Here is a 26,796-nt window from a genome sequence, read left to right as displayed (position 1 = left end):
GACCGCGCGTGATCGCGACCCTGGTCTTGTGGAGCCATGCGCTTGCCGCGTTGCTGTTCGGCGCGGTGGCGCTGGGGCAGATGCGACGGCCGAGCGGGCATTGGCCGCATCGCGCATTGCTGGCGGCACTGGTCGCGACGAGCCTGTGGGCGCTCGCAGTCGCGGGGATCGGGGCGCAGGACATCGCGACTCGCGTCGCGGCGAGCGTTCGCGATGTCGCCTGGCTCGGGTTCATGCTGGCAATGGTGCGGCGCGACCGTACGGGCAACCGGGCGCTGGACGCGGTGTATCTGGTGGTGATGACGCTCGCCGGTGCGGCGGCGCTGCTCGCGTTCGTGGAAATGGCCGTGGTACATGACGAGGCGTTCGCCGCGGTCGCGTCCGCGCGCGCGATGCTTGGCATGATGGGGGCGGTGAGCGCGCTAGTCCTCACGCATCATCTGTATCAGGCGGCACCGGCATCGCGGGGCGGCGTCCGGCTGGTGATGCTGGCGCTTGCCGCGATGTGGGGCGTCGACCTGCTGGTGGCGGCCTTGGGCTATGCCTCGACGGTGGCGGCGCCGATCGCGTTCGTCGCGCGGGGTGTCGTGATGATCTGTGTCGCGGCTCTGCTCGTCGTCGGCGTGCATCGCAGCGGCGAGTGGACGCTCGCCTTGTCGCGACCCATCGCGGTGCGTGCATTGTCGGCGATCGCGCTGGTCCTTTACGCGGGCATCACCGCGCTCGCGACCGCCATCGTCGCCAGCCTCGTCGGTCCCTATGCGCGGGTGGCGCAGACGGCGATCGTGTTCGGTGCGACGGCGATGGTGGTGGCGCTGCTGTCGACGCCCTGGTTGCGGGCATGGGCCAAGGTGAAAGTGGCCAAGCACCTGTTTCGCCACCGCTATGACTACCGTGCCGAGTGGCAGCGCTTCACCGACACGCTGGGCCGACCCGATTCCGGCGCGGAGTCGCTCGATTGTCGGGTCGTGAAGTCGATTGCCGACCTGACCGACTCGCCCGGGGGGCTGTTGCTGGTGCCCGACGGGGCATCGTTGGGGTCAGGCGCGACGTGGAACTGGGCGGGAGCCGCCGATGGTCCACGCGATGAGACGTTGGCGCGGTATCTCGCGCAGGACGCGCGGATCGTCGAACTGGACCGCGTCCGCGCCGGTACCGCGCCAGGCGACGACGTGACGAGCGTTCCCGACTGGCTCCGCGAGTGCCCCGAGGCTTGGGCGATCGTGCCTCTGGTGCACGGCGGCACGCTGATTGGTGCGATAGTGCTCGCGCGCCCGCCGGTCGACCGTGCGCTCGACTGGGAGGATTTCGACCTGCTTCGGGTCGCGGGTCGGCAGGCGGCGAGCTATCTCGCCGAGGATCGCGCGCATGCGGCGCTGGCCGACGCGGCGCGGTTCGACGAGTTCAATCGACGGTTCGCGTTCATCCTCCACGATATCAAGAATCTTGTAAGCCAATTGACCTTGGTTGCGCGCAACGCCGAGCGGCACGCGGACAATCCCGATTTTCGTGTCGACATGGTCGCTACTCTCAAGGACTCGTCCGATCGCATGAACGCGCTGCTTGCCCGCCTTTCGCAGCATGGGCCCGTCCGCTGCGAACCGCTCCAGCCGATCGACGTCGCCACTATCGTCGAGCGAGTCGCGGCCGATCGCAAGGCGCAGCACCCGATTGTCGCGCAGGGCGGTCCGGTTTGGGCGCTCGGGCACGCGGCGCGCCTCGAACAGGTGCTGGGGCAGCTGGTCCAGAATGCGGTCGAGGCGAGCGCTGCGGATGCGCCTGTTTTGCTGGTCGTCGAGACGATCGGCGAGCAGGTGGCGATCGACGTGATCGACCATGGCTGTGGCATGACGCCGGGCTTTGTCCGCGACCAGCTGTTCAAGCCGTTCGTGTCGTCCAAGCCCGCTGGCTTCGGGATCGGCGCGTTCGAGGCGCGGCAACTGGTGCATGCGATGGGCGGCGCGCTCGACATCACCAGCCGCGAGGGGGAGGGTACGCGCTTCCGCATCCTGCTGCCCGCAGTCGCGGCGCTGGAGGTGGCGGCGTGAGCGGAAACGATCGCCCCGTCCTGCTGATCGTCGAGGACGACCTCGGGCTGCAACGGCAATTGCGCTGGGCGTATGAGGGGTATGAGATCGTCGTCGCGAGCGATCGGGCGCAGGCGCTAGATGCGGTGCGCGCGCATGAGCCTGCGGTCGTCACGCTGGACCTCGGCCTGCCGCCCGATCCGGACGGAGTCACCGAAGGGTTTGCCACGCTGCGCGATATTCTCGCGATGAAGCCGGATACCAAGGTGATCGTCGCTTCAGGGCACGGCGCGCGCGAAAGTGCGTTGCAGGCGATCGCGGATGGCGCCTGGGACTTCTATGCCAAGCCGATCGACATCGACGCGCTTGGCATGATCGTCAGCCGCGCGTTTCACGTCCATGCGCTTGAGACCGAGAACCGCAGGCTTGCCGCGCGTATCGACGCGGGCGGGTTCGGCGGGTTGATCAGCGCTTCGCCAGAGATGGCGGTGGTCACGCGCACGCTGGAGCGGGTCGCGCCGGCCAACGTCTCGGTGATGCTGCTCGGCGCGAGCGGCACCGGCAAGGAACTGCTGGCGCGCGGGCTGCACGATGCGTCACCGCGGTCACGGGGGAATTTCGTCGCGATCAACTGCGCGGCGATCCCCGAGACTTTGCTCGAAAGCGAGCTGTTCGGTCACGAAAAGGGCGCGTTCACCGGCGCGGTGAAGACCACCGAGGGCAAGATCGAACAGGCCGCGGGCGGCACGCTGTTCCTCGACGAGATCGGTGACGTGCCGCTCGCGCTCCAGGTAAAGCTGTTGCGGTTCCTCCAGGAGCGCGTGATCGAGCGGGTCGGCGGGCGGAAGGCGATCCCGGTCGACACGCGTATCGTCTGCGCGACTCACCAGAATGTCGACGCGATGGTTGCGGATGGGCGGTTCCGCGAGGATCTGTATTACCGGCTCGCGGAGATCGTCGTGCGAATACCGGCCCTGGCCGCGCGGACCGGCGACGCGGTGCTGCTCGCGCGGCACTTCGTCACGCGCTATGCCCGTACGATGAACCCCGTCGTCACCGGCCTGGCCCCCGATGCGCGCGCCGCGATCGACGGCTGGGGCTGGCCCGGCAACGTCCGCGAGCTGGAGAACCGGATCAAGCGCGCGGTCATCATGGCCGACGGCAAGCTCGTCACGGCGGCCGATCTCGACCTCGACGGCAAGGGCGAGGAGGCCGCCGCGCTCAACCTGCGTGCGGCTCGCGAACTCGCCGACCGGAAAGCGATCCGCCAGGCGCTGGCGCGCGCCGACGGCAATATCTCAGGCGCATCGCGGTTGCTCGGGATCAGCCGTCCGACCTTGTACGACCTCCTGAAAAGCTATGATCTCCATGCCTGAGACCGGATCCGCGGCGACGCACACGCATCGTTATCCGTTGCTGAGCCGGGGCCGGCGTCGGCGCCTGAAAATGCGCGGCGTCGTTACCGCGAGATATACACGCTTGATTGCGATTGGCGTTCTGTGTCTGCTGATCGTCGGTGTCGCGGTGGTGCTGGCCACGCGGCCATCGCGACCCGATGCGCGCCGGTCGCTGGTCGACAGCCTGACGACGCTAGGAGCAGGGAACTATAGTGCCGCGCGGGCCAACGCGCAGGCCGCGATCAAGGCTGCCCCGACGTTGGGGATCGCGCATGCGGTACTGGCGCGCGCGTATCTCGAACTCGGCGACGGGCTTGCGGCGGAGGCGGAACTGGCGCGGGCGACCGACGCGGGGTTGCCCGCGGATCGCCTGCATCAGCTTCAGGCACATGCACGATTGCTGCAGGGCGACCCTGATGGCGCGATCGACGAGGCGGCGCAGGCGCAACCGCAGTATGCCGGGTACGCTGCGCGAATTCAGGCGCGGGCGCTGGCGTCGCAAGGCAAGCCCGTGGAGGCGCAGGCGGTGCTTCGGGCGCTGCTCCAGCAGGTGCCGAACGATGGCGCGGCGTGGACGGATCTTGGCCGCATCCGGTTGACGGCGGGCGATGTCGGTGGCGCGTCCGTCGCGGCGGCGCGCGCGGTGACGCTGGCGCGGGGCGAACCTGCGGCGCTGACGTTGCAGGGGGAGGTCGTTCGCAGCCGCTACGGGCTCGTTGCCGCGCTGCCGTGGTTCGAGGCGGCGTTGCAGCGCGACGCCTATTATCACCCCGCGCTGATCGAATATGCGGCGACGCTGGGCGAGGCGGGGCGGAATGCCGATATGCTGGCGGCGACGCGTCGCGCGCTGTTGGCGCGGCCGGGCAGTCCGCAGGCGCTGTACCTCCAGGCGGTATTGGCCGCGCGCGCAGGACGCATCGATCTGGCGCGCGGATTGCTGCAACGAACCGGGGGCGCGGTTGCCGGCTTGCCGGGTGCGATGCTGCTGTCGGGCAGTCTCGATTATGCGGAAGGCAAGTTCGAACAGGCGGCGGTCACGTGGCGACAGTTGGTCGCGATCCAGCCGCTCAACGTGACGGCGCGCCGATTGCTGGGTGCGGCGCTGCTCCGGTCGGGGGATGCGCAGGCGGCGTTGGCCGTGCTGCGGCCGATCGGGCTGCGCGCCGATGCGGACGGCTATTCGTTGACGACGATCGCACGGGCGTTCGAGGCGGCCGGGGATACGCAGACCGCCGCGCAATTCCTCGATCGTGCGGCGGGGGGACGGACTGCGCCCGCCGGGATATTCGGTACGGACGATTCGGTCGGTGCGTTGTTGGCCGTTGCCGATGCCGCGTCGAACGACCCGACCTATGTACTGGGGGTGATCCGCGGCCAGATCGCGCGTGGGGATACTGCCGGCTCAATTGCTCGGGCGCGTGCGCTCGTCACGGCGAGCCCCGGTGCGCCGGCCGCGCAACTGGCGCTTGGGGACGCACTGGTTGTTGCCGGGCGCTATCCCGAGGCGGCCGGGGTCTATGCGCGGGCGGCGGATCTATCGTTCGACGAACCGACGATGTTGCGTCTGGTCGATGCGCTTGGACGGGCTGGGCGCGCGCAGGACGCGGCGGCCTCGCTGGCGCTGTATCTGTCGCAGAACCCGCAAAGCCTGACCGGATTGCGCCTGCTGGGGCACTGGCAGGTCGCGTCGGGGGATTGGGACAAGGCGATCGAGACGCTGGAAGGCGTGCGGCGACGGGTCGGCAATCGCGATAGCGGCGTGCTGATCGATTTGGCACTCGCCTATGCCGGCAGCGACGACGGCGTCATCGCGGTCCGCTATGGCAAGGCCGCGTACATGCTCGCGCCGATGAGTGCGGCGGCGGCGGACGCCTACGGCATTGCCCTGGCAGCGAACGGGAATGTCGATGGTGCGCGCCAGTTGCTCGACAAGGCGGTCCGCCTCGCGCCGGGGGCCGCTGCGATCGCGGGCCATCGCCGACAGCTCGGCTGAACGCTGCCGGTCCTGCCGTCGGAACCCTTGCCTCCGAGGGGGCGTGCCGTCAGAAGCCGCGCATGACCGATCCGCTGGACCGCATCGCCGCCGCCCTCGAGCGCCTGTCGCCACCCCCGCCGCCGGCCGCCGATCCGCGGGCGCATCCTGCCTATGTATGGCGTGGCGGCGTGCTCCAGCCAGCCCGTGGTTTTGCGCCGTTACCGCTGGATATGCTGATCGGGGTCGATCGTCAGAAGGCCTCGCTGGTCGCCAACCTGCGCCATCTCGCGAAGGGGCACGCCGCGCAGGACGTCCTGCTGTGGGGCGCGCGAGGAACCGGCAAGTCGGCGCTCGTCAAAAGCGCGGTGGCTGACGTGCAGGGTTCGGGCGGCGACATTGCTCTGGTCGAGGTCACCGAGCTTGCCGGGCTGCCGACGCTGTTCGCGGCGTTGGTGCAGGTGAGGCGCGCGTTCGTCGTATTCATCGACGATCTTGGGTTCGACGTTCCGGCGGAGGCGCGTGCGCTTCGGTCGATGCTGGAGGGTGGGGCGGAACCCCGGCCTGCCAATGTGCGATTGCTGGTGACCGCCAATCGCCGACATCTGGCGCCGCGGGACATCGCCGAACAGGAAAGCGCGATCAATCCGCGCGACTCGACGGACGATCATCTGGCGCTATCGGATCGCTTCGGCCTGAGCCTGGGCTTCCATGCGCTGGATCAGGACGGGTATCTGGCGATCGTTGCGGCCTATGCGGCGACACATGATCTCGAGTTCGAACCGGGCGAGGCCATCGGTTGGGCTACACGTCGGGGCAGCCGATCGGGCCGCGTTGCGTGGCAATATATAGTCGATTTAGCCGGTCGCGCTGGCAAGGCGTTGTAATCTCAAAACGGTGGGCCGGTGCCGAAGCACCGGCCCGGCAACATCAGTTGCTGTCCGAATCGTCGTTGTTGTCGTTGACGATGGCGATAACGCCGATCGCTGCAACGCCAGCTACGATCAGGAGGGCGAAGATGCCGCCGCCGCCTGCGAGCTCGTTCTTGCCGGACGTTGCCGAGCCAACGCGTGCGTTCGCAACCGACAGGCTGGCAGGAGCAGCCGACGCTGCAACCGAGGTGGTCATCATTGCAACGGCAAGTGCGCCGCCGGTAAGGGCCTTGAGCTTCATATACATCTCCGCATTAAACAAACAGAACTGCCGCAACGCAGCAATCGCACCGTGGTTCCCGTATTGACCGAAGAGGGAAACGTCCAGCTAAATCTAGTTCAAGAAGTTCCCTCAACCATTTCTGCAAGCTCGAGCCAACGCAGCTCCGCGGCCTCCTTTTCGGCGCGCGCAGCATCCATGGCCTTGGTCAGCTTCGCGAACGTCGCATTGTCGCGCATGTAGAGGTCGGGCTTCGCCAGCTTGACCGCATCGGCTGCCATCTGCGCATCGAGTTCCTCGATTCGCTTGGGCAACAGCTCGTAGTCGCGCTGGTCCTTGTAGGTCAGTTTCGCGCGGGGGGCGGCAGCGACAGCGGGAGCCGTTGCCGAGACCTTCTTCGAGGCGCGCTTGCCGGTGGTCGTCGAGACGCGACGCTTTTCCCAATCCTCGTATCCGCCCGCGACGACGTCGACCGTGCCCGAGCCGTCGAGCCCGAGCGTGATCGTCACGGTCCGGTCGAGGAAGTCGCGGTCATGGCTGACGATTAGTACGGTACCGTCGTAATCGCCGATCACCTCCTGCAACAGGTCGAGCGTCTCGAGATCGAGATCGTTGGTCGGCTCGTCGAGCACGAGCAGGTTCGACGGCTTGGCGAACTCGCGCGCCAACAGGAGTCGCGAGCGTTCGCCACCCGACAGCGAGCCGATCTTCGCGTCGACCATGTTGGGGTCGAACAGGAAGTCCTTGAGGTAGCCGTGGATGTGCTTGCGCACGCCGAGCACGTCGATCCATTCGCCGCCGTCGACGACGACTTCGCGCACCGTCTTCTCGGGCGCCATCAGGCTGCGCTGCTGATCGATCACAACGGCATCAAGAGTCTGCGCCAGCTTGATCGTGCCGCTGTCGGGCTGGATCTCGCCGGTCAGCAGCTTGAGCAGGGTCGACTTGCCGGCGCCGTTGCGGCCGACGATGCCGATGCGGTCGCCTCTGGTTACACGAAGCGTCAGGTCGCCGATGATTGTGCGGTCGCCATACACCTTGGTGACGTTCTTCGCGTCGATCACGACCTTCGACTTGGTGTCGTCGCTCGCGGTGGTGAGGTTCGCCGAGCCCTGCGGCCCGATCATCGACGCGCGTTCGGCACGCATCTCGTGCAGCTTGGTGAGGCGGCCCTGGTTGCGCTTGCGCCGCCCGGTGACGCCGCGGAGCAGCCAATGCTCCTCCAACTTGAGGCGCGCATCGAGCTTTTCCGCCTGGCGCTGTTCCTCGGCATAGACCTGCTCGGTCCAGGCCTCGAACCCGCCGAAGCCGATCTCGGCACGCCGGATCGCGCCGCGATCGAGCCACAAGGTCTGCTTGGTGAGGCGAGTCAGGAAGGTACGGTCATGGCTGATCACGACGAACGCACCGCGGAAGCGCTTGAGCCAGTCCTCGATCCATTCGATCGCACCGATGTCGAGATGGTTGGTCGGCTCGTCGAGCAGCAGCACGTCGGGGTCCTGCGACAGCGCGCGGACGATCGCCGCGCGACGCCGCTCGCCGCCCGACGCGGACGCCGCCTCGCGCGACAGGTCGATGCCGAGCTGGTCGGCGATCGAATCCGCTTCGTAGTTCACCGGCGCATCGTCGCCCGCCATCACGTAATCGCGCAGCGTCGCGAAACCGCGCAGATCGGGCTCCTGCTCGAGGATGACGACGCGGGTGCCGGGGACGATCGTCCTGCGTCCCTCGTCCGCCTGGACGCTGCCGCCGAGCAGCTTGAGCAAGGTCGTCTTGCCGGCGCCGTTGCGGCCGATCAGCGCGAGCCGGTCGCGCGGTCCGATATGGATGTCGAGATTGCGAAAGAGCCATCCCGAGCCCTGGACGAGTCCGAGGCCTTCGAATGCTAAGATTGGTGCTGCCATGTTCGCGCCACGTAGGGGGGCGAAGTGATGCAGGCAAGTTACACCGCGCGGGCTTCGTGCTGTCGGCGGCCTGTCGCGATCATTCACAGGCTGTTCAATGCGGGAGGCCTATGCCACCGCCATGAAGATGCTGCTTTTCCTTGCAACCCTGGCCGCTGCGCCGTTTCTGATGGGTGCCGCCCCCATGCTGGCGGGCGAGCCCCCGCAGCGCCGCAGCGACCAGATGTCGGCGTTGCAGGCGCGCAAGACCGGAGCGCCGTCTTTGCGCGAGATCGAGTCCCGCGTGATCCCGACGATGCGGGGTGCGCAGTATCTCGGCTCGGACTATGATTCGGGCAGCGCCATTTACACGCTGAAATTCCTGCGCGATGGAACCGTCATCTGGGTCGACGTCGATGGCCGTAACGGCCAGATCGTCGGCCGCACGGGTCGCTGAACACTGTAATCGAGAGGATTGTCATGCGCGTTCTGATCGTCGAGGACGAGCCGAATCTCGGCCAGCAATTGAAGAATACCCTGGAAGGGGCCGGCTATGCGATCGATCTCGCGGTTGATGGCGAGGAAGGGCATTTCCTAGGCTCGACCGAGAATTACGACGCGGTCGTGCTCGATCTGGGCCTGCCGGAGATCGACGGGCTGACGGTGCTCGACCGCTGGCGCAAGGAGGGCAAGACGATGCCCGTGCTGGTGCTGACCGCGCGCGACAGCTGGTCGGACAAGGTCGCAGGGCTCGATGCGGGCGCGGACGATTACGTCGCTAAGCCGTTCCAGAGCGAGGAGCTGATCGCGCGTCTACGGGCGCTGATCCGGCGTGCGTCGGGCAACGCCTCGTCCGAGCTGACCGCGGGCGACATCCGCCTCGACACGCGCAGCGGCAAGGTGACGCGCGCCGGCGAGCCGGTGAAGCTGACCGCGCAGGAATATAAACTGTTGAGCTACCTGCTGCATCACAAGGGCAAGGTCGTCAGCCGCACCGAGCTGATCGAGCATATCTACGACCAGGATTTCGATCGCGACTCGAACACGATCGAGGTCTTCGTGACGCGCATCCGCAAGAAGCTTGGCCAGGACGTGATCACGACGATTCGCGGGCTTGGCTACAGCCTCGAAGATCCGGACGCCTGATCGGCTGACGATGGACAGCGCGCCGGTCACAGACACGCCGATAGCGGACGGGCCGATCCGGGTGCCCGCCGCGGTCAAGGGATCGCTGTCGCGGCGGATGATCCTGATCGCGGCAGTGTGGATCGGCGTGCTGCTCAGCGGCGGCGGGTTCGCGCTCGACCGGGTGCTGTCCGCGGCGGTGACGCGCAATTTCGACGACCAGCTGGAATATGTGCTGCGGTCGCTGCTCAATTCGTCCGAGATAGGCCCTGACGGCGAAGTGATCTTCTCGCGCGAGGCGGCGGCCGACCAGCGGTTCGTCGAGCCGTATTCGGGGCTGTACTGGCAGGTGTCGGGCAAGGGGCGCGAGGATTTTCCGTCGCGTTCGCTCTGGGACCGCCGGCTCGCGTTCGGCGGGACGCATGACGACCGCAACGCACATTTCTATGACAGTACGCAGTTTCCGGACGAGAAGCTTCGCGTCGTCGAGCGGGACGCGGTGATCCCCGGGTCGAAGGTGCATTGGCGGTTCCAGGTGGCGCAGAGCCGCGACGGGCTCGATGCGCAGATCACGACGTTGCGGCGGACGCTCGTGCGCAGCTTCGCGCTGCTCGCGCTCGGGCTGATCGTGATGGCGGCGCTGCAGACGTTCTACGGGCTGTGGCCGTTGCGGCGGGTGCGCGAGGAGATCGCGCGGATGCGGGCGGGTCAGTCGAACCGCGTGTCGAGCGCGATGCCGGTCGAGGTCGCGCCGATGGTCGAGGAACTGAACGCGCTGATCGAGCATAACGAGCGGCAGGCGGAGGAGGCGCGGCGGCATGCCGGCAACCTCGCGCATGCGCTGAAGACGCCGTTGACGGTGATCATGAACGCGGCGACGGCGCAGTCGGACGACCTCGCCGACACGGTGATCCGCGAGGCGCGGACGATGCGGCGGCAGGTCGACCATCATCTTGCGCGGGCGCGGGCTGTTGGGCGGCGTGGGTCTGCGCATAGTCGTGCGGATGTTTGGCCGAGCCTGGAGTCGGTCGAGCGGGCGGTCGGGCGGCTGTACCGGCATGTCCGGATCGACGTGACCGGGCCTCGCGGGTTGCAGGTGCATGTCGAGCGGCAGGATCTCGACGAAATGCTCGGTAACCTGATCGAGAACGCGGCCAAATATGGTGGCGGCAGCGTGTTCGTGACGGTGGGGGCGCAGTCTGGCTTCGTCGAGTTCCTGGTGGAGGACGATGGGGTTGGCATTCCGGAAGAGGAGCGGGTGCGTATCTTCGATCGGGGTGTGCGGCTGGATACGGGGAAGCCGGGGACGGGGCTAGGGCTGGCGATCGTGCGTGATGTGGCGGAGATTTACGAGGGGACGGTTGCGCTTGAGGAGAGCGAGGATCTTGGTGGGTTGCTGGTGCGGTTGCGGTTGCCGGCGGCGAACTAGATCACCAGTCTACGCGTCCCGCCGTTTTCCTGCGAACGCAGGAATCCAGGGTCGAGGGGGAAGGCGCTTGTGATCCTGGGCTCCTGCGTGCGCAGGAGAACGGTATCTTTGATAGGTTGCCCGCTCTCCGACTATCCCCGCGAGCGCGCCTGGCGATACGTCCCCAGCACACGGAGCCATTTCGAGTGGAACCCCAGTTCCTCCAGCGCATGGTCGAGGTTCGCGTCGCCCGGCTTGCCGACCACATCCGCGTAGAATTCCGTCGCGGAGAAGCTGCCGTTGCGCTGGTAGCTTTCGAGCTTGGTGATGTTCACGCCGTTGGTCGCGAAGCCGCCGACCGCCTTGTACAGCGCGGCGGGGACGTTCCTGACCTCGAAGATCAGCGTCGTCATCCATTCGCCGCCGACCGGTTCCTGCGCCGCGGGAGGCTTGTCGCCGCGCGCCAGCACGACGAACCGCGTCGTGTTGTGGTCCGCATCGGCGATGTCGGTCGCGAGCAGTTCGAGACCATATAGCGCGGCCGCGGCAGGCGGCGCGAGTGCGGCGATCGCCGGGTCGCCCAACTCCGCCACCACTGCCGCCGCGCCTGCGGTGTCGGGATAGCTCACCGGCTCGATCCCGTGCGCCTTCAGCCAATGGCGGCATTGGCCGAGTGCCTGCGGATGGCTCATCGCCTTGCGGATGCCGTCGCGCGGGCCGCATGCCATCAGCGCATGGCGGATCGGCAGGAAATGCTCGCCGGTGATGACGAGGCCCGATTCGGGGAGCAGGAAGTGGATGTCGGCGACGCGGCCGTGGAGTGAATTCTCGATCGGGATGATCGCGCAATCGGCGCGGCCGTCCTTCACCGCGTCGATCGCGTCGGAGAAATCGAAGCAGGGAAGGGGCAGGCCGTCGGGGAACGCCTCGACCGCGGCGACATGGCTGTTCGCGCCTGGTGCCCCCTGGAACGCGACGGCGCGCGCAGGGTCGGCGGCGGCGGCCTCGGTCATCCGCGCGACGATCGGGCGGGCGGGTGCGGCGAAGTTTTCCATGCGCTGGCCGATTAGAGAGCCGCTGCCCGCCATACAAGCGCGGCTTGCGGTGCGCGCTCGCGTTTTCTATGGCTATCCCAAACAGAACAGGGCGGATGCACAAGATGGACAATCGGACCAATACGATCGCCGGCTGGGTGCTCGCAGGCTGTGGTGCGGCGCTTGGGCTGTCGATCGTCGGCGGGATGATGTTCCACGGCGAGCGCCCCGAGAAGATGGGCTATGCGATCGAGGGCGTCGTCGCCGAGGGCGGCGAGGGTGCGGCCGCCGACGTGCCGATCGCTTCGTTGCTGCCGACCGCCGACGCCGCCAAGGGTGCGGAAGTGTTCAAGAAGTGCGCCGCCTGCCATACCATCAACCAGGGCGGCGCGAACGGCGTCGGCCCGAACCTGTACGGCACGGTCGGCGAGGAAATCGCCAAGGGCAAGGCCGGGTATGCTTTCTCGTCGGCGCTGGCCGGGATCGGCGGCAAGTGGGACTTCGACAAGCTGAACGCCTGGCTGACCTCGCCGCGCAAGTTCGCTCCGGGGACGAAGATGACGTTCGCCGGGCTCGGCAATGCGCAGGACCGGGCGAACGTGATCCTGTATCTGAACCAGCAGGGCTCGAACCTGCCGTTGCCGGCGGCACCTGCGGCTGGCGCTGCGCCGGCGGCTGGCAAGGATGCTGCGGCTAAGGATCAGCCGGCGGCGGCGAATGCGGCGGAAGCTGCGGCTACCAAGGGCGCGCCGACTGCGGATATCGCGAACACCGGGACGCCGGCGTCGGGTGCGCCGTCGGTGGATCCGGAAGCAGCTCGCAAGGGCGCCCGCTCGGAGAAGTAATCTTCCTACTCCCTCTCCCCTCCGGGGAGAGGGTCGGGGTGAGGGGCTGTTCCAGGCGGAGCATTGCTTGGCTGCCCCTCACCCCGACCCTCTCCCCGGAAGGGGGAGAGGGAGCAGAAGGGGCGCCCCCCCCGAGAAAGCTCAGCCCTCGGCGGCTTCCTTCTCCGCCCGCTCGCGGTAGAACGACTGCACCGCGTCCCAGGCCTCGTCTGCGGTCTCGACGTAGCGGAAGATCCCCAGATCCTTCTCGCTGACGACGCCTTCCTCGACCAGCGCGTCGAAGTTCACGACCCGCTCCCAGAACTGACGCCCGAACAGCAGCACGGGAATCGGCTGGATCTTGCCCGTCTGGATCAGCGTGAGGAGCTCGAACAGCTCGTCGAACGTCCCGAACCCACCCGGAAACGCGGCGAGCGCACGGGCGTGGAGCAGGAAGTGCATCTTCCGCAGCGCGAAATAGTGGAACTGCACCGACAGGGACGGCGTCACGTACGGGTTCGGCGCCTGCTCGTGCGGCAGGACGATGTTCAGCCCGATCGACTCGGCGCCGACGTCGGCAGCCCCGCGGTTGGCCGCTTCCATGATCGACGGGCCGCCCCCTGAGCACACCACGAACTGCCGCCAGCCACGCTCGTCGCGCGGCAAAACGCTGACCTTTGCGGCGAGTTCGCGCGCGACGTCGTAATATTTCGACTTCTCGACCAGCCGCTCGGCGATCTTCTTCGACTTTTCGTCGGTCGCAAGCTTCAGCAACGCCTGCGCCTTCGACGGCTCCGGGATGCGCGCGGAGCCGTAGAACACGAACGTCGAACCGATCTTCGCTTCGTCGAGGACGAGTTCGGTCTTCAGCAGTTCGAGCTGGAATCGCACCGGCCGCAGGTCTTCGCGCAACAGGAAATCCATGTCCTGGAAGGCGAGCCGGTAATGCGGGTGCTGCGTCTGGGGGGTAGAAACGGAGTCGCGGGCGGACTCGGCATCCTGGCTGGCGTTCGGAAAAACGCGCGATGGTACTCGTGTATCGGTCATTCAGGCGCGATTAGAGGAAACGCGAGGGGAGGGCTAGAGCGGTGCGCTAGCGGCAGAAATTGGCGTGATCGTCTTCGAGATGGAGGTGGTTGCGATGCGCGGCGTTGTAGTCGGGGCTGAGCACCGTGCCGAAGCGCTTGCATGCCGAGGCGCGGATCGTCTGGAGGAATTGGCGGACCTGCGGGTCGGCCGAGTTCCAGTCGTTGAGCACCGTGATTCGCCGCCCGTCTTTCAGCACGAACCCGCCGACGTCGATCGCGTTGGCGATCGCGTGGCCCGAGCGGCGGCTGGTGTTGCGCGCGGAGCCGACGACGTTGCGGCATGCGTAACTCCCCATGCTGTCGATCCGCGCCAGTTCGCTGCCGAGCATCTGGTACGCGGCCGGCGCGACGGCGTTGCGCGTCCAGCCGATGAATGCGCGTGCCGCCCCGCAGCGGACCGCGGTGAGGTTGGCGACGGGCACGCCGATATCGACCAGCTTGACGGTGCCGTTCAGGCCGCAGCCCGGGCCGGTCTCACGGTCGGGCAGGACCTGGAACGAGACGTGGAGTTCGCGCAGGTCGGCGAGGCACTGCGCGGTTTCGCGGTTGCTCGGGACGGAGAGATTGGGGCGAGTCTTGGTCGGTGCCGTGGGGCGATCGGCGCGTCCGCAGCCGGCTAAAGTCAGTGCGAGAATCGCTACTACCACCCACTCCGTCATGCCGGGCCTGTTCCGGCATCCGCTCATCGTCTTGTCCCCCATGCCGACGGCCGTGCGGCACGGTGGGCCCCGGAACAAGCCCGGGGTGACGGAGCGAGTTTGGCGCACGGTGGGGCGAGTCCCGCCGCCGCGTGCTTGCAATCGAACGCGGTTGACACCCCTGCGAACGCCGCTAGGGCCGGCGACGGGCCACGCGGTCCCAACGCCGCGCGTGCTCTCTGTGAGGAGAGATACATGACTGATACGACCTACGCACCCGCTACAGATGCGCCTGCACTGCCCGCTACGAAGCCGGCGCGTCCCTTTTTCAGCTCCGGTCCCTGCGCGAAACCTCCGGGTTGGTCCGCGGACAAGCTCGCTACCGATTCGCTCGGTCGCTCGCATCGCTCGAAGATCGGCAAGACCCGTCTCCAGTACAGCATCGACCTGATGCGCGAACTGCTGAAGCTCCCCGATACGCACCGCATCGGCATCGTCCCCGGGTCCGACACCGGCGCGTACGAGATGGCGATGTGGACGATGCTGGGCGCCAAGCCCGTCACCGCGCTCGCCTGGGAAAGCTTCGGCGAGGGCTGGGTCACGGATGCTGTGAAGCAGCTCAAGATCGACCCCACTGTCATCCGCGCCGATTACGGCCAGCTGCCCGAGCTGGACGCGGTCGACTGGTCGAACGACGTGCTGTTCACCTGGAACGGCACCACCAGCGGCGTGCGCGTGCCGAACGCGGACTGGATCCCGGACGACCGCGAGGGTCTCTCGTTCGCCGATGCGACGTCGGGCGTGTTCGCGTACGATATCGACTGGACCAAGATCGATGTGGCGACCTTCTCGTGGCAGAAGGTGCTCGGTGGGGAAGGCGCGCACGGCGTGCTGATCCTCGGGCCGCGCGCTGTCGAGCGGCTGGAGAGCTACACGCCGGCCTGGCCGCTGCCGAAGGTGTTCCGCCTCGTCTCGAAGGGCAAGCTCACCGAGGGCGTGTTCAAGGGCGAGACGATCAACACGCCGTCGATGCTGGCGGTCGAGGACGCGATCTTTAGCCTCGAATGGGCGAAGTCGCTTGGCGAAGACGGGCTGATCAAGCGGTCGGATGCGAATGCTGCGGCTTTGGACAAGATCGTGGCGGAGCGCGATTGGCTCGGGCATCTGGCGGTCGATCCGGCGACGCGGTCGAAGACCAGCGTGTGCCTCACGGTCGAGGGTGCGGACGAGGCGTTGATCAAGGCGATGGCCTCGGCGCTGGAGAAGGCGGGGGCTGCGTATGACGTCGCCGGGTACCGCGATGCGCCTCCGGGCTTGCGTATCTGGTGCGGCGCGACCGTCGACACCGCCGATATCGAAGCGCTCGGCCCCTGGCTCGACTGGGCCTACGCGACCGCCAAGGCGGCCTAACTAGCTACTACGCTTCTTCCGTTAGCCCTCCTTCCAACAACCACCACTTTTCCGTCATCCCGGCGGACGCCGGGACCCACGGATACCGCCCGCTTCGTAATGGGCGCTCCGTGTCCATAGGTCCCGGCGTCCGCCGGGATGACGGAGCTAAGGATGGTGAGGGAAGCGGGGAACAAGACGCGACGCCTTCAAATCCCCAAATTCCCAGGAGCAATCCCATGCCAAAAGTCCTCATTTCCGACAAAATGGATCCCCGTGCGGCGCAGATCTTCCGCGAGCGCGGCGTCGAGGTCGACGAGATCACTGGCAAGACGCCCGCCGAATTGATCGCGATCATCGGCGAATATGACGGGCTCGCGATTCGCAGCTCGACCAAGGTCACCAAGGAAATTCTCGAGCACGCGACCAACCTGAAGGTCGTCGGCCGCGCCGGGATCGGCGTCGACAACGTCGACATCCCCGCCGCGTCGGCAAAGGGCGTGGTCGTGATGAACACGCCGTTCGGCAACTCGATCACCACCGCCGAGCACGCGATCGCGCTGATGTTCGCGCTCGCCCGCCAGCTGCCCGAGGCGGACGCTTCGACGCAGGCCGGCAAGTGGGAGAAGAACCGCTTCATGGGCGTCGAGCTGACGTCGAAGACGCTCGGCCTGATCGGCGCGGGCAATATCGGCTCGATCGTTGCCGACCGTGCGCGCGGCCTCAAGATGAAGGTCGTCGCGTTCGATCCTTTCCTGACGCCCGAGCGCGCGATCGAGATCGGCGTCGAGAAGGTCACGCTCGACGAACTGCTCGCGCGTGCCGACTTCATCACGCTACACACGCCGCTGACCGACCAGACGCGCAACATCCTCTCGGCCGAGGCGCTCGCCAAGACCAAGAAGGGGGTGCGCATCATCAACTGCGCGCGCGGCGGCCTGATCGACGAGGTCGCGCTGAAGGCGGCGCTCGATTCGGGGCAGGTCGGCGGCGCCGCGCTCGACGTGTTCGTCGAGGAGCCCGCCAAGGCGTCGTCCTTGTTCAACACGCCGAACTTCGTCAGCACGCCGCATCTGGGCGCATCGACAACCGAGGCGCAGGTCAACGTCGCGATCCAGGTTGCCGAACAGATGGCCGATTTCCTGATGTCGGGCGGCGTTACCAACGCGCTCAACATGCCGTCGTTGTCGGCCGAGGAAGCGCCGAAGTTGAAGCCGTACATGGCGCTGGCGGAGAAGCTTGGGTCGCTGGTCGGGCAGTTGACGACCGGCGCGGTGTCGCGGATTTCGGTGCATACCGAGGGCGCGGCGGCGGATTTGAACGCCAAGCCGATCGTGAGTGCGGTGCTCGCCGGCTATCTCCAGACGCAGACCGCGACCGTCAACATGGTCAACGCACCGGTGCTGGCGCGCGAGCGTGGCCTCGAAGTCCGCGAAGTGCGTACCGAGCGTGAGGCGGATTACCACACGCTGCTGCGCGTCTCGGTGAAGACCGAGGATGGAGAGCGGTCTGTTGCCGGCACGCTGTTCGGCGATTCGGCGCCGCGGTTGGTGGAACTGCTGGGGATCAAGATCGAGGCCGATCTGGCGGGGCCGATGTTGTACGTCGTCAACGAGGATGCGCCGGGGTTCATCGGGCGTCTCGGGACGGCGTTGGGCGAGGCCAGGGTGAACATCGGGACGTTCCATCTCGGGCGCCGGTCTGCGGGTGGCGAGGCGGTGTTGCTGCTGTCGGTCGACGAAGCTGTGACGCCTGACCTGTTGACCAAGGTTCGTGCGCTGCCAGGCGTGAAGACCGCGATGGGCCTCAACTTCTAACGGGACTCCCTCTCCCCTTGGGGAGAGGGTAGGGGAGAGGGGCAGTACCAAGAGATGGCGTTTGGGGCGCCCCTCTCCCCGGCCCTCTCCCCAAAGGGGAGAGGGAGTAGTGCCCAAAACCGATGACAGCATGTTGGGCCGGGCGAAGGCGATGCGGTCCGGGCAGACCGGGCCGGAAATGCGGTTCTGGTACGAAGTTCGCGCCAAGCGCTTCCAAGGGGTGAAGTTCAGCCGGCAGGTCGTGATCGGCGCATTCATCGCCGATTTCGTCGCGCGTTCGCACATGCTGGTCGTCGAGCTTGACGGCGATACGCACACCGACCAAGCACGCGACGCCCGCAGGACCGCGTGGCTGGAAGAGCAGGGATATCGGGTGATCCGTTTCGCCAATACCGATGTGATGACCAATCTCGAAGGCGTTTTGCGGGTGTTGGGCGATGCACTTGTCACACGCGTGGACCTGACACGATGACCGCACTCCTCCCCGAAGGCTTCCGAGATCGCCTCCCCCCGTTCGCCGATTCGGCCGCGGCACTAGAAGCCCGCGTGCTCGAAGCTGCGCGCCTTCATGGTTACGAACGTGTCGACCCGCCGCTCGCGGAATTCGCCGACGGTCTGGAAATGCGCCTCAAAGCTGGTGGCCTCCATGACGCAGTGCGCTTCGTCGATCCGGTGTCGCAGCGCACGCTCGCGATCCGGCCTGACATCACCGCACAGGTCGCGCGGATCGCTGCCACGCGGATGGGGCACCACCCTCGGCCGGTTCGGCTGAGCTATGCGGGGTCGGTGCTTAAGCTGCGGGCGTCACAGCTCGCGCCCGCGCGTGAGACCCGGCAGATTGGCTGCGAGCTGATCGGCTTGGACTCAGTCGCCGCCGCGCAGGAACTCGTCGCGGTCGCAGTCGACATGATCGCCGCCGCCGATGTTACCGGCGCGTCGATCGACTTCACGCTCCCCGACCTGGTGCCAACGCTGGCCGCTGGACCACTGCCGGTCGCGGATGACCTCGTCGCAACCTTGCGCGATCGCCTCGACGCCAAGGACGCCGGTGCCGTCGCCGCGCTCGCCCCCGCCTATCTTCCGTTGATCGAAGCCGCCGGGCCGTTCGACCAGGCGATGGACCGCCTCCGTGCGTTCGACACGACCGGTGCGCTGGCTTCCCGCCTCGACGGTCTCACGCGAATTGCCGAAGCGATTGACGGTCGCGTCGCGCTGACGCTCGACCCGACGGAGCGGCACGGGTTCGAATACCAGAGCTGGCTCGGCTTCTCGCTCTTCGCCGACGGCAGCGCGCGGGAAGTGGGTAGGGGCGGCACCTACACCATTGTCCACGAGAACGGCGCCGAGGAAGCTGCCACCGGCTTCTCGCTATTCGCCGACGCCTTGGTTGAGCGCGTCGCTACCGTCGATCGCCGCCGCCTCTTCCTTCCGTTCGGCACGCCCGCCAGCGAAGGTGCAGCAATGCGCGCGCAAGGCTGGGTCACCGTCGCCGCTCTCGACGCAGGCGATACCCCCGAAGCACAAGTCTGCACGCATCTATGGGTGGCGGGCGAGCCCCGCGCGCTGTAGGCGCTGCGCGTAATCCTCAGGAGATAGAGTTTGGCCAACGTAGCAGTCATCGGCGCGCAATGGGGCGACGAAGGCAAGGGCAAGATCGTCGACTGGCTCGCCGAGCGTGCCGACATGGTCGTGCGGTTCCAGGGCGGGCACAATGCCGGCCACACGCTGGTCGTCGGCGATAACGTTTACAAGTTGTCGCTGCTGCCGTCGGGTATCGTCCGCGGCACGCCGTCCTTCATCGGCAATGGCGTGGTGCTCGATCCCTGGGCACTGAAGGACGAGATCGCGCGGCTCGGGGCGCAGGGCGTCGTCGCGACGCCGGAGACGCTGCGGATCGCCGATACCTGCGCGCTGATCCTGCCGTTCCACCGCGATCTCGATGGTCTGCGCGAGGATGCGAGCGGTGCCGGCAAGATCGGCACGACCCGCCGCGGGATCGGGCCTGCGTATGAGGACAAGGTCGGCCGTCGCGCGATCCGCGTTTGCGATCTCGCGCATCTCGACGATCTCGGGCCGCAGCTCGATCGCCTCACCGCGCATCACGACGCGCTGCGTGCAGGGTTCGGCGAGCCGCCGATCGACCGCGCGCGCCTGATCGCCGAGCTGCGCGAGATCGCCGGCTTCGTGCTGCCGTTCGCCAAGCCCGTCTGGCGCGATCTCAACGCCGCGCGTTCGGCCGGCAAGCGGATCCTGTTCGAGGGCGCACAGGGCGTGCTGCTCGACGTCGATCACGGCACGTATCCTTTCGTAACCTCGTCGAACACGATCGCGGGCGCAGCGGCCGGCGGTTCCGGCCTCGGGCCATCGGCGGTCGGCTTCGTGCTCGGGATTGCCAAGGCTTACACGACACGCGTTGGTTCGGGGCCTTTCCCGACCGAGCTCGAGAACGAGACGGGCGAGCGGCTAGGCGTGCGCGGGCATGAGTTCGGGACGGTCACGGGGCGGAAGCGCCGCTGCGGCTGGTTCGACGCGGTGCTCGTTCGCCAGGCGGCCGCGGTTGGTGGGATCACCGGGATCGCGCTGACCAAGATCGACGTGCTCGACGGGTTCGAGACCGTGTCGATCTGCACCGGCTACAAGCTGCGGGGAGAGACGCTCGATTATTTCCCGGCGCATGCGGCGGACCAGGCGCTGGTCGAGCCGATCTACGAGACGATGGAAGGCTGGCAGGAGACGACTGCCGGTGCGCGGAGCTGGGCCGACCTGCCGGCGCAGGCGATCAAGTACATTCGCCGGATCGAAGAGCTGATCCGCTGCCCGGTGACGTTGGTGTCGACCAGCCCGCAGCGTGCCGACACGATCCTCGTCCGCGATCCATTTTCGGACTGAGCGGACACTAAAAAGCCGGGCGATCGCTCGCCCGGCTTTTTATTTGCTGTAGCGAGGTCGGATCAGCGCGGGGTGGTCGTGCCGGTCGTCCCGCCCGTGGTCGAACCCATCGTGCCGGTGGTCGTGCCACCCATCGTGCCCGTGGTGCCCATGGTTCCGGTCGAGCCGCCCATCGTGCCGGTGGTACCCATCGTACCAGTCGTGCCGCCCATCGTGTCGGCGCCCATCGTGCTACCGGTCGTGCCCGACATCGTGCTGCCCGTCGTACCGGTGCCGCTCATTGTGCCCGACGTCGTGCCCCGCGTACGGCTGCGAGCCTTGGTGCCACGCTGCGTGCGGGTCGTCGTGGTCGAACGGGTGCTGGTCGAGGGGTTGGCCTGATCCATCGTGCCGGTCGACATGCCGCCAGTCGTGCTGCCTGCGGTCGAACCGCCCATGGTGCCGCCGCTCATCGCGCCACCCGTGGTGCCGCCCATCGAGCCGCCGGTGCCCGTCTGTGCCATTGCCATGCCCGGGATGATCAGCGCTGCCGCTGCTATCGAAGTCAGAATACGCATTTCGCTCTCCTATGTTATTGAAGAGCAAGCGCTTAAGTCCTGCTTATGTTCCGACCTCAGCCGCACTGGCCCCGATGCAGCAACGCCTGGTCGGCCAGCACGAGCGCCACCATCGCCTCGACCACGGGGACTCCGCGGATACCCACGCACGGGTCGTGACGACCCTTGGTGGCGATCGTCGCGGCCTCGCCGGTCGGGCTGATCGTCTCGACCGGGGTGAGGATGGAACTGGTCGGCTTGAACGCGACGCGCAAGGTGATCGGCTGGCCGGTCGCGATGCCTCCAGCAATACCGCCGGCATGGTTGGCGAGAAACTCCGGGCCATCGACGCCCGGCCGCATCGGATCGGCATTCGCCTCGCCCGACAGCGCGGCAGCCGCGAACCCGTCGCCGATCTCGATGCCCTTGACGGCGTTGATGCTCATGCAGGCGGAGGCGAGTTCGGAATCGAGCTTGGCATAGAGCGGCGCCCCCCAGCCGGCCGGCACGCCAGTCGCCTCGCACGCGATCACCGCGCCGAGCGACGAGCCGGATTTCCGCGCGGTGTCGACGAGCACTTCCCAGCGGAGTGCTGCCTCGGCGTCGGGGCAGAAGAACGGGTTCTGGTCGATCTGCGCATCGTCGAAGTTGGCCGGATCGATCGCATCGCCACCGATCGCCTCGACCCAGGCGCGGACACGGACCTGCGGCACGACGAGCCGCGCGACCGCCCCGGCAGCAACGCGCGCGGCCGTTTCGCGGGCGGAGGAGCGGCCCCCACCACGGAAATCGCGGAACCCGTATTTCGCGTCATAGGCATAGTCGGCGTGGCCGGGGCGATAGGCCTTGGCGACGTCCGAATAGTCCTTCGAGCGCTGGTCGACGTTCTCGATCATCAGGCTGATCGGCGTGCCCGTCGTGCGCCCCTCGAATACGCCCGAGAGAATACGAACCGCGTCCGGCTCGCGCCGCTGCGTCGTGAAGCGCGAGGTGCCCGGGCGGCGCTTATCGAGCCAGGGCTGAATGTCGTCCTCGGTCAGCGGAATGCCAGGCGGGCACCCGTCGACGATCGCTCCCAGCGCGGGCCCATGGGACTCGCCCCAGGTGGTGAAGCGGAACAGCCGCCCGAACGTATTGAAGCTCACTTGCCCCTCTCCCCAACGGGGAGAGGGAGGGGCTCGCGCGAAGCATGGGAGGCTGAGGGCACGCCCGTGAGTCCATCAAGGATCGCGGCGAGCACGCCGTCCATCCGCTGCATCACGTCGTTGTTCCAGACACGGATCACACGATATCCCTTGGTCGCGAGGAAGGCGGTTCTATCGTCGTCGTACGCCGCTTCGTCGATGTGTTGGCTACCGTCTACCTCGACGACCAGCATGGCGTCCATGCAGAGAAAGTCCGCGATGAAGGGGCCGACCTCGACTTGGCGGCGAAACTTGAAGTTGCCGAGACGACGACTGCGGAGACGGTACAACAGCCGGTCCTCCGCTTCGGTCGCATCGCGACGTAGCTCTCGGGCTCGGTTCAGTGCTTCGGTGCCGTCGTGTTGCCTCACCTTGCCCTCACCCTCCCATGCCTTGCATGGGCCCCTCCCTCTCCCCGGAGGGGGAAAGGGGCTTAGACCAGCGCGATATCGGGGGCGTCTTCGGCCTTCATGCCGATCACGTTGTAGCCGGCGTCGACGTGGTGCGTTTCGCCCGTGACGCCCGAAGCCAGATCGCTCAGCAGGTACAGCCCCGCGCCGCCGACATCGTCGATCGTCACGTTGCGCTTCAGCGGCGAGTTCAGCTCGTTCCACTTCAGGATGAGGCGGAAATCGCCGATGCCGCTTGCGGCCAGCGTCTTGATCGGCCCCGCCGAGATCGCATTCACGCGGATATTGTCGCGACCAAGATCGACTGCGAGATACTGCACGCTGGTCTCCAGCGCTGCCTTCGCCACGCCCATGACGTTGTAATGCGGGATGACCTTCTCCGCGCCGTAATAGCTGAGCGTCAGCATCGCGCCGCCCTCGGTCATCATCTTGGCCGCACGCTGCGCCACCGCGACGAACGAATAGACCGAGATGTTCATCGTCATCAGGAAATTGTCGAGGCTAGTGTCGACGAACCGCCCGCGCAGCTCGTTCTTGTCCGAAAAGCCGATCGCGTGGACGACGAAGTCGATCGTCGGCCATTCCTCGGCCAGCGTGTCGAAGGTCGCATCGAGCGCACCCATGTCCGACACGTCGCAATCGAACAGCCGCGCCACGCCCAGCTGCTCGGCGAGCGGGCGGACGCGCTTCTCCATCGTCTCGCCCTGGTAGCTGAACGCGAGTTCCGCGCCCGCCTCGGACAGCTTCTTGGCAATCCCCCAGGCCAGCGACTTGTCGTTCGCCAAGCCCATGATCAGCCCACGCTTGCCCGCCATCAAACCGTTCACGCCGTCCCCGCCTATACCTGCATATCCGTAGCAGGCTGCTCTAGCGTTGTTTCGGGTGGTTCCGCCAGTGCTGCGTTCAGATGAGCGCCAAATACGAGCCCGAGCCCGATGACATAGAAAAATAACAGCATGATGACGACACCGGCCAAGCTGCCATAGGTAAGGTCGTAGCCGCCGAGACGCGACAGGATCACCGGCAGCAGCGCGGTCGCGCTGACCCACCAGGCGGTCGTGAAGAGCGCGCCCGGCCATTTGCGGCACTTCGAATAGCGATAGCGCGATGGCGTCACCGAATAGAACAGCAGGTACAGCGCGCCGAACATGAGCAGGCCGGGGATGAGCCGCGACAGCCCGACCCAGCCGGCGGCGTCCTGCGCGAAGGGGACAAGGCGGTAGATGAACTGCTCGGCCGCGGTCAGGATACCCTGGACGAGGAACGACAGCAGCGCGATCACCACGGACAGGATGATCACCGCTGACGACCCCAGCCGCGATTTCCAGAACGGCGCGGTGGCCTTGATCCCGTAGGCGCGGTGAAAGATATCGCGGATCGTCTCGACGAAGCTGCCGACCGTCCACAACCCGACGAGCGCGCCGAGCCACAATAGCGACCCGGTCCGCGCGGCGAGCACGTCGGCGATCGGCTTGCGCAACAGGTCGCCGACATTGGGCGGCAGGACGTTGAGGAACGACTCGACCGCGCGCACCGTCTCGACGCTCTGGCCGAAGATCGACAGGATCGCGGCCGCGACGATGAAGAACGGAAACACCGTCATCAACGCGAGATAAGCGAGGTTCCCCGCATGGATGAAGCCGTCGTTGAAGACGCCGACGGCCGCCCGCTTGACGATCTCGAACGCGTAACTGCCTGGCCTGACCTTCGCCATGCCGCGGGTGAGACGGGCGCGCGTCGCACCATGATCGTGCGCGCGCGCTTCGGGCGTTAGGGTATTGTCATTCACAACGGGTTCAGACGCCCATGGCCCCCCGCGGGTTCCCGCCTTCGCGACCATCCCAGCTTTCGACGAACGCGGTCAGCGCCGCATCGCTGGCGGGAATGTCGATCATCAGCGTGACCAACTGGTCGCCCCGCGTGCCGCCCTTCTTGTGGAAGCCCTTGCCCTTGAGGCGCAGCGTCTTGCCCGAGGTCGTGCCCTTGGGAATCGTCAGCATCACCGGCTTGTCGACCGTCGGCGCCTTGACCGAGCCGCCTAGCACGGCTTCGGCCAGCGTGATTGGCAGGTCGAGGCGGACGTCGTCGCCGTCGCGTGTGAAGAACTTGTGCGGCTGGACCTCGATCGTGAGGATCGCATCGCCCGCGCCGCCCGGACCCTGCTCGCCCTTGCCGGCAAGCTTCATCTGCGTGCCGGTCTCGACCCCGGCAGGGAGCTTGAGGTCAAGCGTCTTGCCGTCTGCGAGCGTGACGCGTTGCGGCTCCAGCGTCGCGGCCTCGACGAACGGGACTTGCAGGCGATACGCGGCATTCTCGCCCTTGGGCTGTGGTCGCCGACCGAAGCCGCCGGAGAACCCGCCGCCGCCGCCCCGCTGCGCGCCGCCGAACAGGCCTTCGAAGATGTCGCTCATGTCGGCCCCACCGGCGCCGGTCTCATAGCCCTCGCTGCGGAAGCCGCCGCCGGGCTGCGGTCGTCCGCCGCCACCACCGCCGAACCCGAACGGCGACGCGGGATTGCCGTCGCCGTCGATCTCGCCGCGATCGAACCGGGCGCGCTTGTCCTTGTCGTTCAGCAGGTCGTACGCGTTGGTGACCGTGCTGAACCGCTCCGACGCCTTCGGATTGTCCTTGTTGCGATCGGGATGAAGCTCCTTCGCGAGCTTGCGGTACGCCTTCTTGATGTCGGCTTCGGTCGCGTCGCGCGCTACACCCAGAGTCTTGTACGGATCGGCCACTTACGTCCCCATTATACCTTGCGCGTCTATGTGGGGCGGTGCGCCGCGCAACGCAATTGCGCGCGGGGTGTTTGGTTGCACGAGAGGAACGATCATGACCGACAAACAACCGATGCAGGGCGTGCCGAAGAATGACGACGGAGCGAAGGAAAAGGACGGCGTCAACGACGCGCCGGCCAAGGACAAGGGCGGCGAGAGCGGCGGGGGCTCGTATCCGAGTCCGCACGACGACGAGAAAAAGTAGGGTCCGTCCTGCCCACCGTGTTCTCCCGCGAAAGCGGGAGCCCAGGGTAACAAAGGAAGACGTTCGCGGCTCCTGGACTCCCGCTTTCGCGGGAGAACGGGCCTTGGACGTGTCAGGCCTGAGCAGCCTCATCCAAAGGCGCGACGTCGACACTGACGTCCATGTTCTGCGCCCCGGACCCGAGCACCACGCCGTCGACCGGCGCGATCTCGGCGTAATCACGCCCGACCGCCATCACGATATGGTCGCTCGCCATCCAGATCCCGTTGGTCGGATCGACCCCGACCCAACCGCGCACCGGCCCGCACCACAGCAGCACCCACGCATGCGTCGCATCCGCCCCGACCAACCGCGGCTGGCCCTCGGGCGGGATCGTCCGGATATATCCGGACGCGTACGCCGCGGGGAGACCGGCCGCGCGCAGGCCGGTGATCATGATCTGCGCGAAATCCTGGCACACGCCCTTGCGCTGGAGGAACGCCTCATGCGGCGGCGTATCGACCAGCGTCGCGTCGGCGTCGAACTCGAACTCCTCCTGGATCCGCCGCGCGAGCGCGATCCCGGCCTCCAGCGCGCCCCGCGAAGGATCGAGATCGACCGCACAATAGTCGGCGATCGCCTGGTCGAGCGGGATCAGCGGCGAGGGATAGATATAATTCGCCGGGCTCGCCGCGGAGAGGTCGGTGCTGGCCCGCGCCATCGTCGCGATCTCTGCGAGGGTAGGGTCGCTCGCGTCGGGGACGGGCACGAGTCGGTCGACCGTCATCCGCGACCGGCTCTCGATCGTTAGGTGCCGGACCGGACTGTCGACCACCAGCCGCGTGACATTGGCGAGCCCGGCTTCGGCGCGCGCGGCGCTGGTCCGCCCCGCCGGATGCACCGAAAGCGCGTAGCTATCCAGCCGCTGACCCGGCCAGTCGATCGGCTTCAACCGCAGATTGCACCGCGCGAACTTCACGCTCGCGCCGTAATCGAACGTCGTGACGTGGCGGATATCGTAGATCATGAAAGTTCCGGCCGCCGCAGGGGGAGAGCTGTTATCTT

At 67.0% G+C, this 26,796-nt stretch carries 26 protein-coding genes; 14 read left to right on the top strand and 12 right to left on the bottom strand.

The features are described from left to right. The first annotated feature begins 8 nt into the window (after window positions 1-8). From prsK to C8J39_RS05145, 4 genes are all read left to right on the top strand, one after another. Window positions 9-2,048 (top strand): XrtA/PEP-CTERM system histidine kinase PrsK, encoded by a 2,040-nt coding sequence (prsK, locus tag C8J39_RS05160; RefSeq protein WP_243649730.1) that lies wholly within the window; start codon window positions 9-11, stop codon window positions 2,046-2,048. Further along, window positions 2,045-3,403 carry a PEP-CTERM-box response regulator transcription factor gene (prsR, locus tag C8J39_RS05155; RefSeq protein WP_120299489.1) on the top strand — a complete coding sequence of 453 codons (1,359 nt, stop codon included), beginning with the start codon at window positions 2,045-2,047 and terminating at the stop codon, window positions 3,401-3,403. The genes prsK and prsR overlap by 4 nt, the downstream gene beginning before the upstream one ends. A 103-nt stretch (window positions 3,404-3,506) precedes the next feature. Continuing rightward, window positions 3,507-5,417, top strand: coding sequence for a tetratricopeptide repeat protein (locus tag C8J39_RS05150; protein WP_243649729.1), 1,911 nt, complete (start codon window positions 3,507-3,509; stop codon window positions 5,415-5,417). A 62-nt stretch (window positions 5,418-5,479) separates the two neighbouring features. Then, window positions 5,480-6,283 (top strand): DUF815 domain-containing protein, encoded by an 804-nt coding sequence (locus C8J39_RS05145; protein ID WP_120299487.1) that lies wholly within the window; start codon window positions 5,480-5,482, stop codon window positions 6,281-6,283. A gap of 43 nt (window positions 6,284-6,326) precedes the next feature. Here the strand turns inward: C8J39_RS05145 and C8J39_RS05140 are convergent, their stop codons facing one another. After that, entirely contained in the window at window positions 6,327-6,569 is a 243-nt protein-coding gene (locus C8J39_RS05140; RefSeq protein WP_082452997.1) for a hypothetical protein, read from the bottom strand. A 98-nt stretch (window positions 6,570-6,667) separates the two neighbouring features. Beyond that, window positions 6,668-8,452: an ABC-F family ATP-binding cassette domain-containing protein gene (locus C8J39_RS05135; RefSeq protein WP_120299486.1), complete on the bottom strand. Its 1,785-nt coding sequence runs from the start codon at window positions 8,450-8,452 to the stop codon at window positions 6,668-6,670. Window positions 8,453-8,573: 121 nt separating this feature from the next. Here C8J39_RS05135 and C8J39_RS05130 point away from each other — a divergent pair, with 121 nt between their 5' ends. The 3 genes from C8J39_RS05130 to C8J39_RS05120 all read left to right on the top strand — a co-directional run bounded on the left by C8J39_RS05130 (window position 8,574) and on the right by C8J39_RS05120 (window position 10,985). Next, window positions 8,574-8,888 carry a hypothetical protein gene (locus C8J39_RS05130; protein WP_056061812.1) on the top strand — a complete coding sequence of 105 codons (315 nt, stop codon included), beginning with the start codon at window positions 8,574-8,576 and terminating at the stop codon, window positions 8,886-8,888. A gap of 23 nt (window positions 8,889-8,911) precedes the next feature. Continuing rightward, window positions 8,912-9,577 (top strand): response regulator transcription factor, encoded by a 666-nt coding sequence (locus C8J39_RS05125; protein ID WP_056061146.1) that lies wholly within the window; start codon window positions 8,912-8,914, stop codon window positions 9,575-9,577. 97 nt (window positions 9,578-9,674) lie between these two features. Further along, window positions 9,675-10,985 carry a HAMP domain-containing sensor histidine kinase gene (locus C8J39_RS05120; protein WP_056485281.1) on the top strand — a complete coding sequence of 437 codons (1,311 nt, stop codon included), beginning with the start codon at window positions 9,675-9,677 and terminating at the stop codon, window positions 10,983-10,985. 131 nt (window positions 10,986-11,116) lie between these two features. Here C8J39_RS05120 and C8J39_RS05115 read toward each other — a convergent pair whose 3' ends face one another. Continuing rightward, window positions 11,117-12,019, bottom strand: coding sequence for a prephenate dehydratase (locus C8J39_RS05115; RefSeq protein WP_120299485.1), 903 nt, complete (start codon window positions 12,017-12,019; stop codon window positions 11,117-11,119). Between the two features lie 104 nt (window positions 12,020-12,123). Between C8J39_RS05115 and C8J39_RS05110 the strand changes: the two genes are divergently transcribed. Beyond that, the gene (locus C8J39_RS05110; RefSeq protein WP_120299745.1) at window positions 12,124-12,843 is read left to right on the top strand and encodes a cytochrome c family protein; all 720 of its coding nucleotides are present in this window, start codon (window positions 12,124-12,126) and stop codon (window positions 12,841-12,843) included. A 141-nt stretch (window positions 12,844-12,984) separates the two neighbouring features. Here C8J39_RS05110 and C8J39_RS05105 read toward each other — a convergent pair whose 3' ends face one another. Both C8J39_RS05105 and C8J39_RS05100 read right to left on the bottom strand, forming a co-directional pair. After that, the gene (locus C8J39_RS05105; RefSeq protein ID WP_120299484.1) at window positions 12,985-13,869 is read right to left on the bottom strand and encodes a TIGR00730 family Rossman fold protein; all 885 of its coding nucleotides are present in this window, start codon (window positions 13,867-13,869) and stop codon (window positions 12,985-12,987) included. Between the two features lie 46 nt (window positions 13,870-13,915). Then, complete coding sequence (locus tag C8J39_RS05100; protein WP_120299744.1) at window positions 13,916-14,569, bottom strand: extensin family protein; 654 nt, start codon at window positions 14,567-14,569, stop codon at window positions 13,916-13,918. A 234-nt stretch (window positions 14,570-14,803) separates the two neighbouring features. Between C8J39_RS05100 and C8J39_RS05095 the strand changes: the two genes are divergently transcribed. The 5 genes from C8J39_RS05095 (at window position 14,804) to C8J39_RS05075 (ending at window position 20,643) form a co-directional block, all read left to right on the top strand. Continuing rightward, window positions 14,804-15,958 (top strand): phosphoserine transaminase, encoded by a 1,155-nt coding sequence (locus C8J39_RS05095; RefSeq protein ID WP_120299483.1) that lies wholly within the window; start codon window positions 14,804-14,806, stop codon window positions 15,956-15,958. Between the two features lie 218 nt (window positions 15,959-16,176). After that, window positions 16,177-17,754: a phosphoglycerate dehydrogenase gene (serA, locus tag C8J39_RS05090; RefSeq protein WP_120299482.1), complete on the top strand. Its 1,578-nt coding sequence runs from the start codon at window positions 16,177-16,179 to the stop codon at window positions 17,752-17,754. Window positions 17,755-17,863: 109 nt separating this feature from the next. Continuing rightward, window positions 17,864-18,226 carry an endonuclease domain-containing protein gene (locus C8J39_RS05085; protein ID WP_259457495.1) on the top strand — a complete coding sequence of 121 codons (363 nt, stop codon included), beginning with the start codon at window positions 17,864-17,866 and terminating at the stop codon, window positions 18,224-18,226. Continuing rightward, window positions 18,223-19,323, top strand: coding sequence for an ATP phosphoribosyltransferase regulatory subunit (locus tag C8J39_RS05080; RefSeq protein WP_056061127.1), 1,101 nt, complete (start codon window positions 18,223-18,225; stop codon window positions 19,321-19,323). The genes C8J39_RS05085 and C8J39_RS05080 overlap by 4 nt, the downstream gene beginning before the upstream one ends. 30 nt (window positions 19,324-19,353) lie before the next feature. After that, complete coding sequence (locus tag C8J39_RS05075; protein ID WP_056061123.1) at window positions 19,354-20,643, top strand: adenylosuccinate synthase; 1,290 nt, start codon at window positions 19,354-19,356, stop codon at window positions 20,641-20,643. Between the two features lie 62 nt (window positions 20,644-20,705). Here the strand turns inward: C8J39_RS05075 and C8J39_RS05070 are convergent, their stop codons facing one another. The 6 genes from C8J39_RS05070 to C8J39_RS05045 all read right to left on the bottom strand — a co-directional run bounded on the left by C8J39_RS05070 (window position 20,706) and on the right by C8J39_RS05045 (window position 25,508). Beyond that, on the bottom strand, window positions 20,706-21,200 hold the full coding sequence (locus tag C8J39_RS05070) for a hypothetical protein (RefSeq protein WP_120299481.1): 495 nt from the start codon (window positions 21,198-21,200) through the stop codon (window positions 20,706-20,708). A 56-nt stretch (window positions 21,201-21,256) separates the two neighbouring features. Further along, window positions 21,257-22,324 (bottom strand): chorismate synthase, encoded by a 1,068-nt coding sequence (aroC, locus tag C8J39_RS05065; protein ID WP_120299480.1) that lies wholly within the window; start codon window positions 22,322-22,324, stop codon window positions 21,257-21,259. Then, the gene (locus C8J39_RS05060) at window positions 22,321-22,734 is read right to left on the bottom strand and encodes an endonuclease domain-containing protein (protein ID WP_120299479.1); all 414 of its coding nucleotides are present in this window, start codon (window positions 22,732-22,734) and stop codon (window positions 22,321-22,323) included. Before C8J39_RS05060 ends, aroC begins: the two co-directional genes overlap by 4 nt. A gap of 62 nt (window positions 22,735-22,796) precedes the next feature. Continuing rightward, entirely contained in the window at window positions 22,797-23,588 is a 792-nt protein-coding gene (gene fabI, locus C8J39_RS05055) for an enoyl-ACP reductase FabI (protein ID WP_183037942.1), read from the bottom strand. A gap of 23 nt (window positions 23,589-23,611) precedes the next feature. Then, window positions 23,612-24,487, bottom strand: a complete 876-nt coding sequence (locus C8J39_RS05050) for a YihY/virulence factor BrkB family protein (protein WP_235518308.1) — start codon at window positions 24,485-24,487, stop codon at window positions 23,612-23,614. 82 nt (window positions 24,488-24,569) lie between these two features. Then, window positions 24,570-25,508: a DnaJ C-terminal domain-containing protein gene (locus C8J39_RS05045; protein ID WP_120299476.1), complete on the bottom strand. Its 939-nt coding sequence runs from the start codon at window positions 25,506-25,508 to the stop codon at window positions 24,570-24,572. 94 nt (window positions 25,509-25,602) lie between these two features. On the opposite strand from C8J39_RS05045, the gene C8J39_RS18660 reads away from it, so the two are divergent. Continuing rightward, complete coding sequence (locus C8J39_RS18660; RefSeq protein WP_165895131.1) at window positions 25,603-25,752, top strand: hypothetical protein; 150 nt, start codon at window positions 25,603-25,605, stop codon at window positions 25,750-25,752. A gap of 112 nt (window positions 25,753-25,864) precedes the next feature. On the opposite strand, the gene C8J39_RS05040 is transcribed toward C8J39_RS18660, so the two are convergent. Continuing rightward, window positions 25,865-26,758 carry a transglutaminase family protein gene (locus C8J39_RS05040; RefSeq protein WP_120299475.1) on the bottom strand — a complete coding sequence of 298 codons (894 nt, stop codon included), beginning with the start codon at window positions 26,756-26,758 and terminating at the stop codon, window positions 25,865-25,867. Window positions 26,759-26,796: the final 38 nt, after the last annotated feature.

The organism is Sphingomonas sp. PP-CC-1A-547 (assembly GCF_003610375.1).
Classification (GTDB): Bacteria; Pseudomonadota; Alphaproteobacteria; order Sphingomonadales; family Sphingomonadaceae; genus Sphingomonas.
This window is presented reverse-complemented; position numbering and strand designations above follow the sequence as displayed.

What these genes read in the sequence shown, in the direction of transcription:
- C8J39_RS05145 (WP_120299487.1), top strand. Translation starts at nt 5,480, where the DNA reads ATGACCGATCCGCTGGACCGCATCGCCGCCGCCCTCGAGCGCCTGTCG.
- C8J39_RS05140 (WP_082452997.1), bottom strand. Translation starts at nt 6,569, where the DNA reads ATGAAGCTCAAGGCCCTTACCGGCGGCGCACTTGCCGTTGCAATGATG.
- C8J39_RS05135 (WP_120299486.1), bottom strand. Translation starts at nt 8,452, where the DNA reads ATGGCAGCACCAATCTTAGCATTCGAAGGCCTCGGACTCGTCCAGGGC.
- C8J39_RS05130 (WP_056061812.1), top strand. Translation starts at nt 8,574, where the DNA reads ATGAAGATGCTGCTTTTCCTTGCAACCCTGGCCGCTGCGCCGTTTCTG.
- C8J39_RS05125 (WP_056061146.1), top strand. Translation starts at nt 8,912, where the DNA reads ATGCGCGTTCTGATCGTCGAGGACGAGCCGAATCTCGGCCAGCAATTG.
- C8J39_RS05120 (WP_056485281.1), top strand. Translation starts at nt 9,675, where the DNA reads ATGATCCTGATCGCGGCAGTGTGGATCGGCGTGCTGCTCAGCGGCGGC.
- C8J39_RS05115 (WP_120299485.1), bottom strand. Translation starts at nt 12,019, where the DNA reads ATGGAAAACTTCGCCGCACCCGCCCGCCCGATCGTCGCGCGGATGACC.
- C8J39_RS05110 (WP_120299745.1), top strand. Translation starts at nt 12,124, where the DNA reads ATGGACAATCGGACCAATACGATCGCCGGCTGGGTGCTCGCAGGCTGT.
- C8J39_RS05105 (WP_120299484.1), bottom strand. Translation starts at nt 13,869, where the DNA reads ATGACCGATACACGAGTACCATCGCGCGTTTTTCCGAACGCCAGCCAG.
- C8J39_RS05100 (WP_120299744.1), bottom strand. Translation starts at nt 14,569, where the DNA reads ATGACGGAGTGGGTGGTAGTAGCGATTCTCGCACTGACTTTAGCCGGC.
- C8J39_RS05095 (WP_120299483.1), top strand. Translation starts at nt 14,804, where the DNA reads ATGACTGATACGACCTACGCACCCGCTACAGATGCGCCTGCACTGCCC.
- serA (WP_120299482.1), top strand. Translation starts at nt 16,177, where the DNA reads ATGCCAAAAGTCCTCATTTCCGACAAAATGGATCCCCGTGCGGCGCAG.
- C8J39_RS05080 (WP_056061127.1), top strand. Translation starts at nt 18,223, where the DNA reads ATGACCGCACTCCTCCCCGAAGGCTTCCGAGATCGCCTCCCCCCGTTC.
- C8J39_RS05070 (WP_120299481.1), bottom strand. Translation starts at nt 21,200, where the DNA reads ATGCGTATTCTGACTTCGATAGCAGCGGCAGCGCTGATCATCCCGGGC.
- fabI (WP_183037942.1), bottom strand. Translation starts at nt 23,588, where the DNA reads ATGGCGGGCAAGCGTGGGCTGATCATGGGCTTGGCGAACGACAAGTCG.
- C8J39_RS05050 (WP_235518308.1), bottom strand. Translation starts at nt 24,487, where the DNA reads ATGGCGAAGGTCAGGCCAGGCAGTTACGCGTTCGAGATCGTCAAGCGG.
- C8J39_RS18660 (WP_165895131.1), top strand. Translation starts at nt 25,603, where the DNA reads ATGACCGACAAACAACCGATGCAGGGCGTGCCGAAGAATGACGACGGA.
- C8J39_RS05040 (WP_120299475.1), bottom strand. Translation starts at nt 26,758, where the DNA reads ATGATCTACGATATCCGCCACGTCACGACGTTCGATTACGGCGCGAGC.